This is a genomic window from Salegentibacter maritimus, from assembly GCF_016236975.1.
GTDB lineage: Bacteria > Bacteroidota > Bacteroidia > Flavobacteriales > Flavobacteriaceae > Salegentibacter > Salegentibacter maritimus.
Map to the genome: position 1 here is coordinate 178,929 of NZ_JAEHNY010000008.1, position 15,130 is coordinate 194,058.

The 15,130-nt window shown below is 37.2% G+C and carries 13 protein-coding genes, 1 tRNA gene and 1 pseudogene; 7 read left to right on the top strand and 8 right to left on the bottom strand.

From position 1 onward, the window contains the following. The first annotated feature begins 55 nt into the window (after window positions 1-55). The gene (locus I6U50_RS10455) at window positions 56-550 is read left to right on the top strand and encodes an acyl-CoA thioesterase (protein WP_198638795.1); all 495 of its coding nucleotides are present in this window, start codon (window positions 56-58) and stop codon (window positions 548-550) included. A gap of 195 nt (window positions 551-745) precedes the next feature. Then, window positions 746-1,252 (top strand): hypothetical protein, encoded by a 507-nt coding sequence (locus I6U50_RS10460; RefSeq protein WP_198638781.1) that lies wholly within the window; start codon window positions 746-748, stop codon window positions 1,250-1,252. Window positions 1,253-1,254: 2 nt separating this feature from the next. On the opposite strand, the gene I6U50_RS10465 is transcribed toward I6U50_RS10460, so the two are convergent. From I6U50_RS10465 to I6U50_RS10475, 3 genes are read right to left on the bottom strand one after another with little or no spacing between them, the layout of a single operon-like run. Continuing rightward, window positions 1,255-2,154, bottom strand: a complete 900-nt coding sequence (locus I6U50_RS10465) for a DMT family transporter (RefSeq protein ID WP_198638782.1) — start codon at window positions 2,152-2,154, stop codon at window positions 1,255-1,257. After that, window positions 2,147-2,500 (bottom strand): arsenate reductase family protein, encoded by a 354-nt coding sequence (locus tag I6U50_RS10470; RefSeq protein ID WP_198628782.1) that lies wholly within the window; start codon window positions 2,498-2,500, stop codon window positions 2,147-2,149. Before I6U50_RS10470 ends, I6U50_RS10465 begins: the two co-directional genes overlap by 8 nt. Window positions 2,501-2,511: 11 nt before the next feature. Further along, window positions 2,512-3,303: a DUF3298 and DUF4163 domain-containing protein gene (locus I6U50_RS10475; RefSeq protein ID WP_198638783.1), complete on the bottom strand. Its 792-nt coding sequence runs from the start codon at window positions 3,301-3,303 to the stop codon at window positions 2,512-2,514. A gap of 90 nt (window positions 3,304-3,393) precedes the next feature. On the opposite strand from I6U50_RS10475, the gene I6U50_RS10480 reads away from it, so the two are divergent. Continuing rightward, window positions 3,394-4,536 carry a cystathionine gamma-synthase gene (locus I6U50_RS10480; protein ID WP_198638796.1) on the top strand — a complete coding sequence of 381 codons (1,143 nt, stop codon included), beginning with the start codon at window positions 3,394-3,396 and terminating at the stop codon, window positions 4,534-4,536. A gap of 232 nt (window positions 4,537-4,768) precedes the next feature. Here the strand turns inward: I6U50_RS10480 and I6U50_RS10485 are convergent, their stop codons facing one another. Beyond that, a complete protein-coding gene (locus I6U50_RS10485; protein WP_198638784.1) occupies window positions 4,769-5,995 on the bottom strand; it encodes a cysteine desulfurase-like protein in 1,227 nt (408 codons plus the stop codon). Continuing rightward, entirely contained in the window at window positions 5,995-8,388 is a 2,394-nt protein-coding gene (locus tag I6U50_RS10490; protein WP_198638785.1) for a S9 family peptidase, read from the bottom strand. The genes I6U50_RS10485 and I6U50_RS10490 overlap by 1 nt, the downstream gene beginning before the upstream one ends. Before the next feature lie 143 nt (window positions 8,389-8,531). Here I6U50_RS10490 and I6U50_RS10495 point away from each other — a divergent pair, with 143 nt between their 5' ends. Further along, window positions 8,532-10,082 carry a M20/M25/M40 family metallo-hydrolase gene (locus tag I6U50_RS10495; protein WP_198638786.1) on the top strand — a complete coding sequence of 517 codons (1,551 nt, stop codon included), beginning with the start codon at window positions 8,532-8,534 and terminating at the stop codon, window positions 10,080-10,082. Window positions 10,083-10,209: 127 nt separating this feature from the next. Here the strand turns inward: I6U50_RS10495 and I6U50_RS10500 are convergent, their stop codons facing one another. The 3 genes from I6U50_RS10500 to I6U50_RS10510 form a co-directional block, all read right to left on the bottom strand. Further along, window positions 10,210-10,575, bottom strand: coding sequence for a hypothetical protein (locus tag I6U50_RS10500; RefSeq protein ID WP_198638787.1), 366 nt, complete (start codon window positions 10,573-10,575; stop codon window positions 10,210-10,212). A 43-nt stretch (window positions 10,576-10,618) separates the two neighbouring features. Beyond that, the gene (locus tag I6U50_RS10505; protein ID WP_198638788.1) at window positions 10,619-11,608 is read right to left on the bottom strand and encodes a DUF1028 domain-containing protein; all 990 of its coding nucleotides are present in this window, start codon (window positions 11,606-11,608) and stop codon (window positions 10,619-10,621) included. 180 nt (window positions 11,609-11,788) lie between these two features. Further along, the gene (locus tag I6U50_RS10510) at window positions 11,789-12,091 is read right to left on the bottom strand and encodes a hypothetical protein (protein WP_198638789.1); all 303 of its coding nucleotides are present in this window, start codon (window positions 12,089-12,091) and stop codon (window positions 11,789-11,791) included. 123 nt (window positions 12,092-12,214) lie between these two features. Here I6U50_RS10510 and I6U50_RS10515 point away from each other — a divergent pair. The 3 genes and pseudogenes from I6U50_RS10515 to I6U50_RS10525 all read left to right on the top strand — a co-directional run. After that, window positions 12,215-12,286 (top strand) — tRNA-Arg (locus tag I6U50_RS10515). A 496-nt stretch (window positions 12,287-12,782) separates the two neighbouring features. Then, window positions 12,783-14,078, top strand: coding sequence for a tetratricopeptide repeat protein (locus I6U50_RS10520; RefSeq protein ID WP_198638790.1), 1,296 nt, complete (start codon window positions 12,783-12,785; stop codon window positions 14,076-14,078). A 177-nt stretch (window positions 14,079-14,255) separates the two neighbouring features. Then, window positions 14,256-15,130 (top strand): annotated as a pseudogene (locus tag I6U50_RS10525) (hypothetical protein); the annotation flags it as partial.

The following is a 15,130-nucleotide window of genomic DNA, read 5'->3' on the forward strand; positions in this document are numbered from 1 at the left end:
ACTTATGCATGCATTCTAATTATGCTTAGTTTTATTGAAAAAAGTAGAAGAGAACATGTACACAAAAGAATTTGAAATACGCTGGAGCGATATAGACGCCAATAGGCATTTGGCCAATACGGCTTATGTAAATTTTATGAGCCATACCCGAATGGCTTTTTTAATGGAAAATGGTTTTGGCCAGAAAGACCTGGCTAGAGAAAACATTGGTCCGGTGGTATTTTATGAGCATATTTATTATTTTAAAGAAGTGTTTGCCGGGAAACCTATTAAAGTTACTTTACAATTAAAAGGTCTTGCCGAGGATGGCATGTATTTTGAATTTTTGCATAATTTTTATGATGAAAATGGTCAAAATTTTGCAAGCTGTGAGATGATGGGGGCCTGGATAGATTTAAAAGAAAGAAAGCTTACAAAACTCCCCAAAGCCCTGCGTGATAACCTGGACAGTTTGGGCCATACCGATGACTTTAAAATTTTAACCAAAGAAGATACCAGGAAATTTGGAAAACGTCCACAACACGTGGAGCCAGAGAAAATAGGACTCTAAAAATCCCTTTTTTACACTTAATGACATTTTCTTATCAAAAAGCATAATTTCTATATAAAATCAGACAAAGAACAAACCCGGGAGATTCTTAAGTTTTCCGGGCTTGCTTTTTTTATTTTTTTGCTATTCGGCCTAATAGCTATATTTTTTGAATGGTATTATTTACCCTTGTTTATAGCCCCGCTTATACTTACTTTGCTCGCGCCATTTATAGATACGCCCCAGGGTAAAAAACAAGGTAAATTAATCTATTATACTCCGCTTTTTATTGCTGAAAAAGAGAAAAATGAAAAAATTATAATACACGGCGGAACCCTATTTGATTACTATTATATGATTGATAGAAATTGGAAGGGAAAGCAACGTATACGATTTATCCTTAATCAATATATTTTAGGTTTAATAGAACTTGGCGATTCATACAGCGAAAAAGAAGCAGAAAAAATAAGCTTGGAGGGTACAAGTTATATTCTTAACGACCGAACTGCCGAAAAACTGGGTTTCCAAAAACAAAGAACCAATCTGCTGCAAAAAATCATTCTTTTTTACAATTATGGGCAGATACTTCTGGCAAATTCAATCGCGAAAGGCAAGCTTAGTTTTCCTGCAATTGGTAGGGTAAGTACTTTTACCGCACCCCTTTCAGTAATTAAGGCCAATAAGGCTTATTTAAAAAAATTGGCTAAAAAACTAGAGGATTAAAATTAAGACCGAACTTCGGTTTTCTTTTTGGTTACCATATAAACTCCTATAAAAACTAATATGGCCGCAACTGCTTTTACCAGGTTAAGCTCATCGGCGCCAATTAAAATGGCATATACAATCGCAATAAGCGGTTGTAGGTAAATAAAAACACTTATGGTAGATGCCGAAAGTTGTTTTAAAGCATAGATATTGAGTAAATAGGTAGAAAATGTAGTTCCGGCTACCACAAATGCCATTTTCCAAATAGCATCAAACGGTAAACTGCTCCAGTTTACTTCGGTAAATTCGCCAATGGTGATGGGGAAATTGATAACAACCCCAATAAGAAATAACCATTTCATTAAAGTAAGCGCGTGATATTTTGCAGTAAGTGGTTTTACCAAAATAAGATATAGCCCATAGCTAAATGCGTTTACTATAAAAAGTACATTTCCGAGGGGAATATTGGGTGCATTTTCGGTACTATCGGTGCTAAAAAGCACCAAAACCAATGCGCCGGCCAGGCCTACAATAATTCCGAGTGTTTTTAATAAAGTGATACGTTCCCTTATTAGAATAGATGCCAGGATAAGCACCATAACCGGGGAAAGTGTTACAATTACCGAACTGTTTATAGGAGTAGATAAGCTTAGCCCTTTAAAGAAAAATAGCATGTTAATGACCATTCCAAAAACGGCACAACCTAAAATCCTGGGCCAGTCTGAAGTAGCAATTTTTTCTTTAGGTCCCAGCCAGCTAATGCTCCAAAAAAGGATTGCCGCCCCAAAAACCCTTAAAAATATAAATCCAAAGGGTTCAATATAGGTAGGCATCACACCTTTGGCAATAGTATGGTTAAGGCCATAAATTGCGCCGGCGCCAATGGCCGCAAGTATGGCCAGAAAGCGTTTCTTATCCATGAATAGCAGCTTTAGCCGCCGCGACGGTTTTTTTAGAATTGCCTATAAAAATTTCGTCATTATAAATAATCACGGGTCTTTTAAGAAAAGTATAATGATCTAAAATAAGGTCTTTATAATCCTGTTCAGAGAGCTCTTTTTTATTGAGTTCCCTTTCACGATATAGGCGTGCCCTACGGCTAAATAATGCCTCATAACTTTTGGCCAGCGCGTGCATCTCTTCTACCTGTTCTTTGGTAATTTCTTCTGCTTTGATGTCCTGAAGCTCAAAAGAGTTTGGCAATTCCAATTCCTTTATAATCTTTTGGCAGGTGTTGCAACTGGAGAGGTGATATACTTTTTTCATAGCTAGTTTAATTAGTAGTTAAGCCATTCGCTTACTTTATTCTTCGGAAAAGACAATTTTAATTCCCCTTCGGCATAACTGGCGGCTTCGTAGCGATTATAGACCAGGATGACCCTATTTTTGGTGACAGCTATATTTTCCGGAAGCGCAAATGTATCATTTTCAAAGAAAAATCCTTTGGCATTAATGTTTTCCCCTTCCGGAATTTTGTATTTTTTCCTGAATTCTTTTTCAGCATAATTTCGGAAAGCATCCAGGTTCGAAAACAAATCTTCATGATCTAATAATTCGCCTGAGGCAACATCAAAATTAGCAAAACGTTTAGCGCCATAACCGTGGGCACCCCCGGTAAAAATGTAGAAATCTGTTTCCAGAACCAATAAATCTTTAGTTTGGCTCAAAACCGATTGAGAAATTTCAACTTCGTAACCAATAGCAGAATTTGGAAAATCCTTTTTAAAATTCTGATAATCTTTAATAAATTCTTCTACGGCTGCTTTAACACTTTTGTTCTCCGTAGTTTCTTCAGCATTATCAAATATCTTAATAAGGTTTTTTTCGTTATAACGATTCATTGCCAGGGCAGCTTCGCGATCTTCCCTAAACTTTAAATAGTTTACCCTTATTTTTGGGCATTTGGCATTTTTACAATCTTCAAAATCCTTAGGTAATAGGCCTTCATCATAAAAGCTTAAGGCTTCCATATCACCTTTTACCTGATTTACACTCGTATCAGATTTTTCATCGCGACAGGCACTTAGGAAGATAAAAATAACAAGGAGGGAAAGAAATTTTCGGCACATAAAAAAAAGCTGTTAAATAAAGTGAATAAAGATAAACCTATTTTGCGTAAAGACAATGAGCCTGTTACTTTTGCTATAAACCTGAAAATTATGAAATTTAATACCAAAACAATACACGGGGGGCAGGAAAATATAGATCCTGCATACGGTGCTGTGATGCCACCAATTTATCAAACCAGTACTTATTCACAAAGTACTCCAGGAGGTCATAAAGGCTATGAATACTCCCGAAGCGCAAACCCTACAAGAACAGCCCTGGAAAAGTCTATTGCCAGTATTGAAAACGGAAATTTTGGTTTTGCATTTGGCTCTGGTCTTGCTGCTATAGACGCTGTTTTAAAGCTTTTTAAGCCCGGGGATGAAATTATTACAACCAAAGATCTTTACGGTGGATCTTACCGCTTGTTTACCGGTATTTTTGAAGATTTTGGTGTTAAATTTCATTTTATTGAAATGAATCAAGCCGAAAATATTAAAGGCTATCTAAATGAAAATACCAAATTAATTTGGATAGAGACACCTACCAACCCAATGATGAATATTATTGATATTAAAGCGGTGGCTAAAATCGCGAAAGCTAACAATTTACTGTTAGCGGTAGATAATACTTTTGCCACGCCTTATTTACAACAGCCTTTGGAGCTTGGTGCCGATATTGTAATGCATAGCGCTACAAAATACTTAGGTGGTCATAGCGATGTGGTTATGGGGAGTCTGGTTGTTAACGAAAAACAATTAGCGGATAGAATTTACTTTATCCAAAAGGCCAGTGGAGCTATTTGCGGACCACAGGATAGTTTTTTAGTGCTGCGAGGAATTAAAACCCTGCACCTTAGAATTCAACGGCATTGCGAAAATGGAGCTGCAATCGCAAAATTTCTAAAAACGCACCCAAACGTGGGAAAAGTATACTGGCCGGGTTTTGAAGATCATCCAAACCACGAGATCGCGAAAAAACAAATGAAAGATTTTGGAGGAATGATCTCTTTTACCACAAAAGAAAATACACTGGAAAGTGCTACCAAAATCGTAGAAAAACTAAAGGTATTTACCCTGGCCGAATCACTGGGAGGTGTGGAATCTTTAGCCGGGCACCCTGCAAGTATGACTCACGCATCTATACCCAAAGAAGAAAGAGAAAAAACAGGAGTGGTAGATTCTCTTATCAGGTTAAGTGTAGGGATTGAAGATGAAGAAGATTTAATACAAGACCTGAAGCAAGCTTTAGGCTAGTTGGTTTTTCGAGGGAGAGAAGTAATCTTTCCATTTGTAGTAAAGGATATATAGGTTACTTCACTCTGTTCATAATGAATTTTATATTAGTAAATTAGGTCAATAAAATAAACCGTCAGGCTGAATTTATTTCAGAATTAAACAAGTTAGAAGCTGAAGCAGGCTCAGCTTGACGAACTCAAAATAGAGTTTTTTAATTATAATCAATTAGAAATAAGTTGCCGCGAATTGACTAAATCACTTTCTTTAAAACCCAAATCAATCTTTTTACTTCATCTAAAGAGTTATAATGAACCAAACTAACTCTCACAACCCCATTCTTTTCTTTTAAACCTGCGTCTTCAATTAACTTTTTGGCATAAAAATCCCCAAACCTAATCCCCACGCGATAATCATCTACACGTTCAACAATTTCATCACTTTTCATCTTGCTATGAACAAATGAAATGGTGGGGACTCTTTTTTTTCTATCGGCAGTGGCTTTTCCAATAATTTGAATATCTGGATGTTCAGATAAATAATTAATTAGGGGTTTACTAATTCGCTCTTCATGCTTGCTAATATGCTCAAAGACCTTATTCATCTTGTCCTGGAAACCTACTTTTTTCGCTTTGGGAAATTCGTTTTTGAATAATTGTTCAAAATATTCTGTAATTCCTAATAGGCTGTAAGTGAGTTCAAAATTGAAGTTTCCTGGTTGAAATTTATAGGGCACATCTTTTTTCTTAAAAAAGTAATGGTTTATACCGTCCATTTGGTATAATAAATTATATCTACCATACATAACGGCCAAGTGGGGGCCAAAGGTTTTATACCAACTAAACACATAAAAATCTACATCCAGCTTTCTAACATCTATACGCCTGTGCGGAGCGTAAGCTACTCCATCTACACAAATAAGCGCACCTGCTTTGTGTACGGTTTTTGCGATTTCTTTTATAGGGTTTATACTTCCTAAAATATTGGATGCGTGGGTTACAGCTACGAGCTTAGTGCGTTTGGTGAGTAGTTTGTTGAGGTCGCTTAGTTCAAGCTCCAGGCTTTCGGGATTTGCTTTCCAAAGCTTTACGTTTATTCCTTTATTCTTTAAATCGGTCCAGGGAGAAACATTGGCTTCGTGGTCTGTATTGGTAACAATTACTTCGTCACCTTCCTTCCATTGCTTGCTAATACAAGTGCTTAAAATTCGTAGTAGCATACTGGAAGAAGGCCCCATAACCACCTCTTCAGGTCTTGCTGCATTTATATATTCGCATACTTTTTTGGTGGCATAATTGAGTTTTTCTCCTGCTTCCCTTGAAACTTTGTAGGAAGCACCTAACTGCACATTATGGTGTAATAAATAACCGCTAATGCGTTCAGCTACTTTTCTTAAAGTTTGCGAACCCCCGGCATTATCCATAAAAGTGAATTCTCTTTCCAATGCCGGAAACTGGCTTCTTACATATTCAATATCCATTACTCTAAAAGGCTTTCGTTGAATAATTTTAGAATTCTTCTATATTCATCTGTCCAACTGCTGGGTTCTACAAAGCCATGATCTTCTACCGGGTAAACTGCCATTTCCCAGTTTTCTTTTCCTAATTCAATTAAACGTTGGGAAAGCCTTACCACATCCTGAAAATGAACATTTACATCTACCATTCCGTGGGCAATTAATAAATCGCCTTCCAGGCCTTCAGCAAAATAAATGGGAGAAGACCTTCTATAAGCAATAGGATCGGCGGCGGGTTCGTTTAAAATATTGGAAGTATAACCGTGATTATAATGCGCCCAATCGGTTACCGACCTTAAGGCGGCACCGGCTTTAAAGGTTTCGGGTTCTGTAAACATTCCCATTAAAGTGATGAAGCCACCATAACTTCCACCGTAAATCCCCACTTTTTCGGGGTGTATTCCGTGATTCTTAACTAAATATTCCACGCCATCTACCTGGTCAGTAAGGTCTTTTCCACCCATATGTCGGTAAATTCCTGTTCTCCAGTCGCGACCATAACCAGCGCTTCCGCGGTAATCTATATCTATAACAGTATACCCAAGGTCTGTTAAAAGGTTATGGAACATATATTCCCTAAAATAGCTGCTCCACCATTTGTGTGCATTTTGCAGGTAGCCCGCACCGTGCACAAAAACCACGGCAGCGTTATTTTTTACATCGGCTTCAGGGGTATATAGCCTGGCCGGAACCATAGCACCGTCCCTGGCTTTAAACTCTATTAACTCAGGAGTTCTCCAGGGGTAACTGCTAAATGCTTCAGATTGCCCTTCTGTTAGTTGTTTGGCTTCAGCATTTGCTTTTGTCTTCTTTAGGTATAATTCCCAGGGCTTATTGCTATAGGAATATAAAATGGCCATGTGTTTTTCATCTGGAGAAAGATAAACATCATTATTGCCCTCCATTTTAGTTAGTTTTTCCATCTTACCGCCCATCACCGGCATCTTATAGAAATGACGTTCACCGGGTGCAACCTCTGAAGTGGTTAAAAACCAATGCTTTTTGTTATTAGAAAGCTCGGGGTCAAAAACTTCAAAATCTCCCTGGGTAAGTGCTTTTTTGTTTCCGGAGGTAACATCCAACAGGTAAAGATGAGAGTATCCCGTTTCTTCACTTTGAAAATAAATATGTTTATTATCTGGTAACCACCCCATTTCTTCCCCTCCGTAAAAGGTGTAGCCAATTCCGGGACCTGCAATCCAGGCTTCGTCACGCTGGCGATCTAGTGTATTTAAGGCGCCTGTTTCAAGGTTGATTTTTGCTATCCAGCGGTCTTTATTGTCTTTAGACCTAATATTAACTACAGCGTGCTCGCCGTTTTCTGAAAAATAAACCGTAGTTGGAACTACTTCCCTCTCGGTCTCTTCCCAGTCTTTATCGGGGTAATCTTTAACGTAATCCGGTAAATCAGTAATTCCGGGAAGTTCACTTGTGTTTAAGGTGTAAACCGTGTCTTTTTCGAAATTGTAAATAGCAAGCTCAACTTTAGTATTATTCTCACCAACCTTGCTTCGTGCGGGCAGGTTTACGGTGTATCCAGATTCATCTACATAATTTGGAACTGCAGTATTTTCGCCGCGTTCACGGGTAATAAGTTTAAAAGTTGCAAATTTTGCATCAGGCGAAACCTGAAGGTTACTTAGGTTTTTATCTTCAAGGTAGAAGCTAAATTGTTCCTTTTTAGCCGTGGCTTCCCTGTAAGCTTCTTTATTTTCTTTGTTGGTTTTTCGCTGATTTACCACTTGTAATAGTTCCAGGTTTTCGTCTCTTATCCAGGCATTTTTTTCTGAAACTTCTTTTTCTTTCCCGTCTTTTGCTGTACCGGTTTTAATATTGGTAAGTTGCTTAATACTACCTTCTTTTCTATTATAAACAAAAGCATTCTTATCTAAAATAAAGCTGACTTTGTCCTCGTTAGCAAGGAATTTTGGGCTTTCAATTGCTTTTGAAAGATCAAGGAGTTCTGTGGTTTTTCCGGTTTTTATATTATAAAGCTTAAGGCTTCCATTCTCCCCAAAAATCTTTTTAGTTCTATCTTTATTGAAATCGCCATATCGCGGACTTAAATTTTGCTCTTCCTTTAGATCTACCTTTTTTATTTTTGAAGGATTTCGCAATTCAATCTTGTAAAGTGAATCAGAAACATTCTGCTCAGGATTGTAATCAAAATAAATGGTTTCACTATCGGCATTCCATTTTATATTAGAGGGGAAATTCCCCATCCAATTAGGGTCTTGCATTACTTTTTCTACCGAAAGTTCACTGGTTTGGGAAACTCCTGTATAACCAAAACTTAAGAGTGTTAAAAAGAGAACATGAAATTTAAACTTGAAGGAATAGGCTAAAATCTTTTTCATCAATTTAAGGAGTTGTGGGTTTATTTTTTAATAGCAGGCGGCAATATAGTTAAAATGCTAAAAATGATAAAGCTTAAGCCTTAAGATAGATTAGATATAATTGATATCTTTAGCCTTTATTTTTAAAAATTGATTAAAACAGTATGAAGAAAAATTTACGTACACTTTTTAGTTTATTTCTTGTGGCCGGCACATTACAGGTACAGGCTCAGCAAGAAATGGTAGACAAGATTGTAACCGAGGTCAATGAAAATTCAAGATTAGAGGAGCTGGGTCACGAAATGATAGATGTGATTGGCCCTAGATTGGTTGGGACTCCACAAATGAAAAATGCACATGACTGGGCGGTAAAAAAATATGAAAGCTGGGGAATTTCTGCCGAAAATGAGGAATATGGAACCTGGCGTGGCTGGGAACGTGGAATTACCCATATAGACCTTGTAGAACCAAGATTAAGAACCTTGCACGGAAGACAATTGGCCTGGAGCCCTTCTACAGGAAAAAAGGGCGTAACTGCCGAGGTAATGATTTTGCCGGAAGCAAGTAGCCCTGATGCTTTTGCCGATATGCTTTCTTCAGTTAAAGGAAAATTTGTGATGATTTCGGTAAATGAACCTACCGGAAGGCCACCATATAACTGGGAAGAGTGGGCCACAGAAAAATCGTGGAAGAACATGCAAAAAAGCATAAAAGAAACCGATTCTCTATGGAGAAGCCGAGTTCAAAATACCGGTTATAGCTATCGCGAACTCCCAAAAGTTTTGGAAGAAGCCGGTGCAGTGGGTATTGTGACTTCTAACTGGTCTCACGGTTTTGGTGCTAACAAAGTGTTTGGTGCATATACCAATGATATTCCTACTATAGATCTTTCTTTAGAAGATTATGGATTGCTTTACCGTTTAGCAGAAAACAATAATGCGCCCGAAATAAAGGTAGTTGCCCAATCTAAAGATCTTGGAGAAATGCCAACATTTAATACCATTGCAAGGATTGAAGGAACCGAAAAGCCTGAAGAGTATGTTGTTCTTTCGGCACATTTTGATTCCTGGGATGGTGGTACCGGAGCAACCGATAATGGGACCGGGACTATGGTAATGATGGAAACAATGCGAATCTTAAAGAAATTATATCCAAACCCAAAGCGAACTATTATAGCCGGACACTGGGGTGGAGAAGAGCAAGGGCTTAACGGTTCTCGTGCTTTTGTAAAAGATAACCCCGAAATTGTGGCTAATGTACAGGCTTTGTTTAACCAGGATAACGGAACCGGAAGGGTAAAAACTATTAACGGACAAGGATTTTTGCATGCTTACGATTATATAAGCAGTTGGTTAGAGCCGGTGCCTCAGGAGATAAAATCTGAGATTGAGACTTCCTTCCCTGGAACCCCTTCCAGTGGTGGAACAGATCACGCTTCTTTTGTGGCCGCAGGAGCACCTGCTTTTATGCTGAACTCTTTAAACTGGTCTTATTGGGATTATACCTGGCATACCAATTTAGATACGTACGATAAAATTGTTTTTGATGATGTACGCAGCAATGTGATTTTGACTGCTATTATGACTTATATGGCGAGTGAAGATCCTGAAACTACCTCACGAGAAAAGGCCGTTTTGCCAATTAACCGAAGAACCGGTGAGCAAATGACCTGGCCTGAGCCAAGAGATGGAGAAAGAAGAGGAGGATTAGATTAGGCCTTTATTAATAAAAAGCTTGACGAACTAAAAAAACGTCATTACGAGGGACAAATAATCTGTAATTTAATGGCAGATTACTTTACTCCGTTCGTAATGACGTTTTAATTTATAGAATCTTCTAGATTTAACCTTTCAAATCAGCACCTACGGGAATGCTACAATCGTGATAGGGCTCCCCATGTGCAGGGTTTTTAGTTGTTTTGTCTTCCCTAAGCCTTATGGGAGATGAGGTCATTTCCTGTTGTTGGCTTGAGCTGTTTGACTCGGTTAAAGATGCTCCTACCGGCATATCACAACGATGTCCGGGTTGGCCATGTGGAGGGTTGACATCTGGGGTTTCTGAGCTTCCGGGGTTATTCCCTGTCATTTGAGTATTTGTTGTGGTTTGGGTTTCTTTAGCAGTTTTCTTTTCTGCGTCTTTACAAGACGTAAAAGCCGCAAGTGATACAACGGCAATTCCCAATAGAATTTTATTAAAGGTAATTTTCATAACAGCATTATTTTAAGTGATAAAGATACTAAATATGTGTAGATTACTCAGTAAGCATCTCTAATTCCCCCTTACTAAGATTTATGAGGCCAGCTTTGGGCAAACGCTTTAGCATAATTTTCCAGTTTTTATCTTTATCAAAGATTCTTTGAAAAATTTGTTTTGCTTCTTCCAGTCTATCGCTATTGGCAAGGGCTACTGCTTTCCAGAATCGCATTTCCAGGTTGTTTGGAAACATGTTTTCGGCGGTGCTGTATTGTTTCAGTGCTTCTTCCACATTCCCCGTTTCCATAGCGAGATCGCCACGATTCATAAACTGGTAAGCCCGGGCTGTTCTTAGCAACCGGTCCAGTTCTTCTATCGGGTTTTCGTGATCATCTACTCTTAGGTCTATTTTTTTATCCTTCCAGGCTTCTTCAACTTTATCTGGTCCAACCACAATTAATGCGGCCGATTGTTTTCCGCGGATATCCCCACCGGCTTTTTGAGCAGCTTTTAAAACCCTAAGTACCCTTTCGGCCAGGGGTAGGTTAATATTTTCGGTAAAAGCTTTAGCCATTTCAGGCACAACCTTGTCGTTTAACATCATATTGGCCTGAACTGAAAAATTTTCACCCGTAATATGGCTCGCTTCAGCTACGCAATTCTTACCGGTATAGGCTGCATTTTGCCCAAATTTATTTAGAATGGCCAATTGCCTATAATCACGGGCTTCATCGTTATTAATAAGGCTCTCTAAAGCTTCTTCGGGAGTATAAGCTTTGTTTAAAAGTTTAAGACCTTCCGGGCCAAAAGCCGGGTTTACAAACGACTGCGTAGCAACTACACCCACTCCCGATTTTCCCCAGGCTACTAGTGGTCCTACCGAAAACCAATGACTTTGAACACCAACAGCCATTTCTCCGGTTTTTGCATCCCTGGCAACAATAGAATAGGTATGTGCAAATGGATCTCCGCTAATCTCCGGATTTTGGGCCTGGCCATTCAAAAAAGATATGAAAGTGATAACCGTAAAGAGTAAAAAATTTTTCATAATACCTGATTTCTGTTTAAAACCAAGATAACGAAACTTTACTCGATAATCTAGATTAAATGTTTCGAGGCTTGCCTCTAAATTCAAAAAATTCTCATTTAATACCTCGTTGGCTTCCCGGGAAATAATTCACTAAATTCTCTTTTTGTGTTTTAAGACACCACTTGATATAGAAATGATTTATAATTGTTTTGCATTGGTGACCAGAATATAGAGAGGCCCGCCATCTACTGGATAACCATCTATCCTTGAGCCGGAAACCGTAACTTTTTTTCCGATAAATTTATCCAGATCTATTTTGTCGCTTCTTAACGCATAAAATTCATTTTCCGTTTTTAGAACATGTGTGCCATATTGATAAGAAGTAATTCCCTGGCTTTCTATTTTACCGGTAAGTTCCATTTGGCCTTCTGTCTCCTGGCGGTTACAGGTATTGGCAAAAAAGATGAGCGCTGTAAAAAAGCTTAGGGCAAAAAATTTCATAGAGGTTGATTTTAAAAATATGTCTTTAAGATTAAAGTTAAAAAAAGCCGGGAAACTACCGGAAGTTTTAAGTTTTAATATGATGAATTTCTGAAAACATTATTATTTTTGTGGCCCTTATAGGGCCTCGTAGTTCAACGGATAGAATAGAAGTTTCCTAAACTTTAGATCCAGGTTCGATTCCTGGCGAGGCTACTTTTTTGGTATCCTAAACCGTTAGATACATTAAACTCTCTTTCGTAATAGCAGAATAAATGTTTGCCTTAAGGCTAAATGTGGCTTTATATCCAGTTTAAGCTTGCCCCAGGTTATTTGAATCTTATGAAGATGTAATAATAGAGGTAACTTTGTTAGCTGAATATTATTTCTTGTTGTTTTTATTTTAGGTGTTATAAATAACCCTATATTCTTTTCTAGGTTTAAATATCTTATTGTCAGTATGTTAGATGCAATTTTTTTCTACACCTCTTGTGCTTGTAATGTGTTAATTGTTCTATCACCCCCCCTGGTTTTTAAAAGAGTTGGTTTATATTTGTAATCTTTTCTTTACAAACTTTTAATACTATTCAAAGTAAAACCTACTTATTTTGAGTGGTATTAAACAATAAAAATTCTGGTTATCAGGTCGTTATATTTCTTTTTTCTTTTAAATCTTATTTTTTGGGGCACTAACTTATGTGCAGCCAATAGTTTGCAACAGGATAAAGGTTTGCCTGAAATAAGTGTTATTACAGATAAAAGTGCACTAAAATATATAAATGAGGCGCAGGTACTTATTGATATTGCCGAATATGAGAAAAGTTTAAGCCTTTTAAAACTTATTTCTAAACAATATAAGGGAGATAGTAAGGAAGTAAAGGCTCGAATATTAGGTGGGTTAGCAAGAAACTATTTAAATATTGGCCTTTTTAAGGAAGCCGTAAAAACCTGGAGCAAGGCTGTAGAACTTTGTAAGGGGCTTGAGAACGGAGAATATCTTTCTGCTATTTTTTATAATAATATCGCAAGTGCCTTTTTAAAATTAGGTGAGTCGGAGAAAGCAATTATCTATTATAAGAAATCTTTGTCTATATACCCATTTTCTTCAACATATCGGGGCTTATCGAAATTAGCAATAGATACAGAGAGTGATTTTGATTTATCAAAGTCATATTTAGAGGCTGGCGCCGAATTTATAAGGGATAACAGGAACCTTAATGGCTATGCAGACGCTTTGGATAGTAGTTATCTTTTTAAGTTTGATCAAGCTACTATTTTAAAAGGTTTTGCCTATCATTATTTTAAAATGGGAGATGTTGAGACCTCTATAGATAAATACCAACAAGCATTAGATATCTCGAAAAGATTAAAGAGAATAAGCCTAAGTGTTGAAATTTTAAAAGAAATGGGTTATGTGTATAGAACACAAGGTGACCTAAAAAATTCGAATAAATACTTTGCAGAATATATTCACCTCAATGATAGCCTAAGCATGGCAAAAATGAAATCTTTAAGTATTCCTCTTAGAAATTTTATCGTAGAGGAAAATAATTCTAAAGAAATTGATGTCGACTCTAACTATTCTTTCGTATTTGGGGTATCTGCTTTAGTTGGAACTTCGTTTGTTTTACTTTTTATAGTTCGGCATAACAGCAGGCAAAAGAAAAAAATAGAAATTTCCAGAAAAGAAAAAGAGCGTTTAAAACAGAGTTTGAATGAAAGCTTTGATGAGGTTATAGATTTAGCAAGAAATAATGATCCCGCTTTTCTAGGAAAATTTAAACAGGTATACCCAAGCCTTTATGGAAAGTTAAGCGCTACAGAAATAAATTTAACCGATTCAGAAATCGCATTATGTGCTATGATTTGGTTGAAATTCTCTACAAAAGAGATTGCTCAATTCACATTTGTTCAACACAAAACCGTACAAATTAAGAAATACAGGTTGCGCAAAAAACTTTCTTTACCTAAAGGAACAGATTTGTACAAATGGATGGCTTCTTTGTAATTATCTGCTCGTAAGCTGTTTGAGTGTTGTTTTATAGATGTAGTATCTATGTAATACCCGTGAAACGGGCTTTATCTAGTTATATTTTGCAATTTCGCGAAAAATTTAAGCCTAGAATTATTTTACCGTTTAATCCAAAAAAAATCTTGGTGTAAACCATTTCTAAAAGTACTTTCTATGAAGAAACTATTACCTCTGCTATTTATTTTTATTGGCTTTTCTGTTAGTGCCCAGGTGGGTATTGGAACCGATATGCCAAATCCTTCAAGCCAATTGGAGATAGTAGCAAACGATAAAGGTCTATTAATACCTCAGGTTGCACTTTTAAATTTAACAGATGAATCTACAATTACCAATGGGAATGTAGAAAGTCTTTTGGTGTTTAATACCTCTGCTAACCAAAGTATGTCACCGGGGTATTACTACTGGTATAACGGTAGCTGGAAAAGAATAGCTACTTCTAATGATCCTACTTCTAATATCCCCGATAATATAGTTATTTGGAATGCCGAGAATCAGGAGTTTGTTTATTTAGATCAGGCGGGAGATCGTATAAGTATAAATTTAGATGAGATTGTAAACGAAAGTATTACTAAGCTTGTTGATAATTTAGATGGAACTTACACTTACACCAGTGAAGATGATACAATTACTACCATAAATGTTCCTGCCGATGTTATAAGTAATATAGATAATAACGGAGATATCTATGAAAGAATTATTGAGCTTATAACCAGTAATTCTTATATCTCGAATATAACCGATAATGGTGACGGGACCTTTAATTTTACCGATTCTGAGGGGAATACGACCGAATTCGATGCTAATACTACCAGTCTTGTAGATAACGCCGATGGGACTTATGATTTGACTAATGCTAATGGCAGTACAATTAATATCAATACCAATGCAGATAGTAATAACTACGACAATACCAATTCAGGTTTAACCTCTACCAATGTACAGGATGCTTTAGATGAGATTCAGCAGAACCTTGAAGATACCAATGCCGATTTGGGTAATATTGACCTGACTGATAACGGGGACGGTAC

What these genes read in the sequence shown, in the direction of transcription:
- I6U50_RS10455 (WP_198638795.1), top strand. Translation starts at nt 56, where the DNA reads ATGTACACAAAAGAATTTGAAATACGCTGGAGCGATATAGACGCCAAT.
- I6U50_RS10465 (WP_198638782.1), bottom strand. Translation starts at nt 2,154, where the DNA reads ATGGATAAGAAACGCTTTCTGGCCATACTTGCGGCCATTGGCGCCGGC.
- I6U50_RS10470 (WP_198628782.1), bottom strand. Translation starts at nt 2,500, where the DNA reads ATGAAAAAAGTATATCACCTCTCCAGTTGCAACACCTGCCAAAAGATT.
- I6U50_RS10475 (WP_198638783.1), bottom strand. Translation starts at nt 3,303, where the DNA reads ATGTGCCGAAAATTTCTTTCCCTCCTTGTTATTTTTATCTTCCTAAGT.
- I6U50_RS10480 (WP_198638796.1), top strand. Translation starts at nt 3,394, where the DNA reads ATGAAATTTAATACCAAAACAATACACGGGGGGCAGGAAAATATAGAT.
- I6U50_RS10485 (WP_198638784.1), bottom strand. Translation starts at nt 5,995, where the DNA reads ATGGATATTGAATATGTAAGAAGCCAGTTTCCGGCATTGGAAAGAGAA.
- I6U50_RS10490 (WP_198638785.1), bottom strand. Translation starts at nt 8,388, where the DNA reads ATGAAAAAGATTTTAGCCTATTCCTTCAAGTTTAAATTTCATGTTCTC.
- I6U50_RS10495 (WP_198638786.1), top strand. Translation starts at nt 8,532, where the DNA reads ATGAAGAAAAATTTACGTACACTTTTTAGTTTATTTCTTGTGGCCGGC.
- I6U50_RS10500 (WP_198638787.1), bottom strand. Translation starts at nt 10,575, where the DNA reads ATGAAAATTACCTTTAATAAAATTCTATTGGGAATTGCCGTTGTATCA.
- I6U50_RS10505 (WP_198638788.1), bottom strand. Translation starts at nt 11,608, where the DNA reads ATGAAAAATTTTTTACTCTTTACGGTTATCACTTTCATATCTTTTTTG.
- I6U50_RS10510 (WP_198638789.1), bottom strand. Translation starts at nt 12,091, where the DNA reads ATGAAATTTTTTGCCCTAAGCTTTTTTACAGCGCTCATCTTTTTTGCC.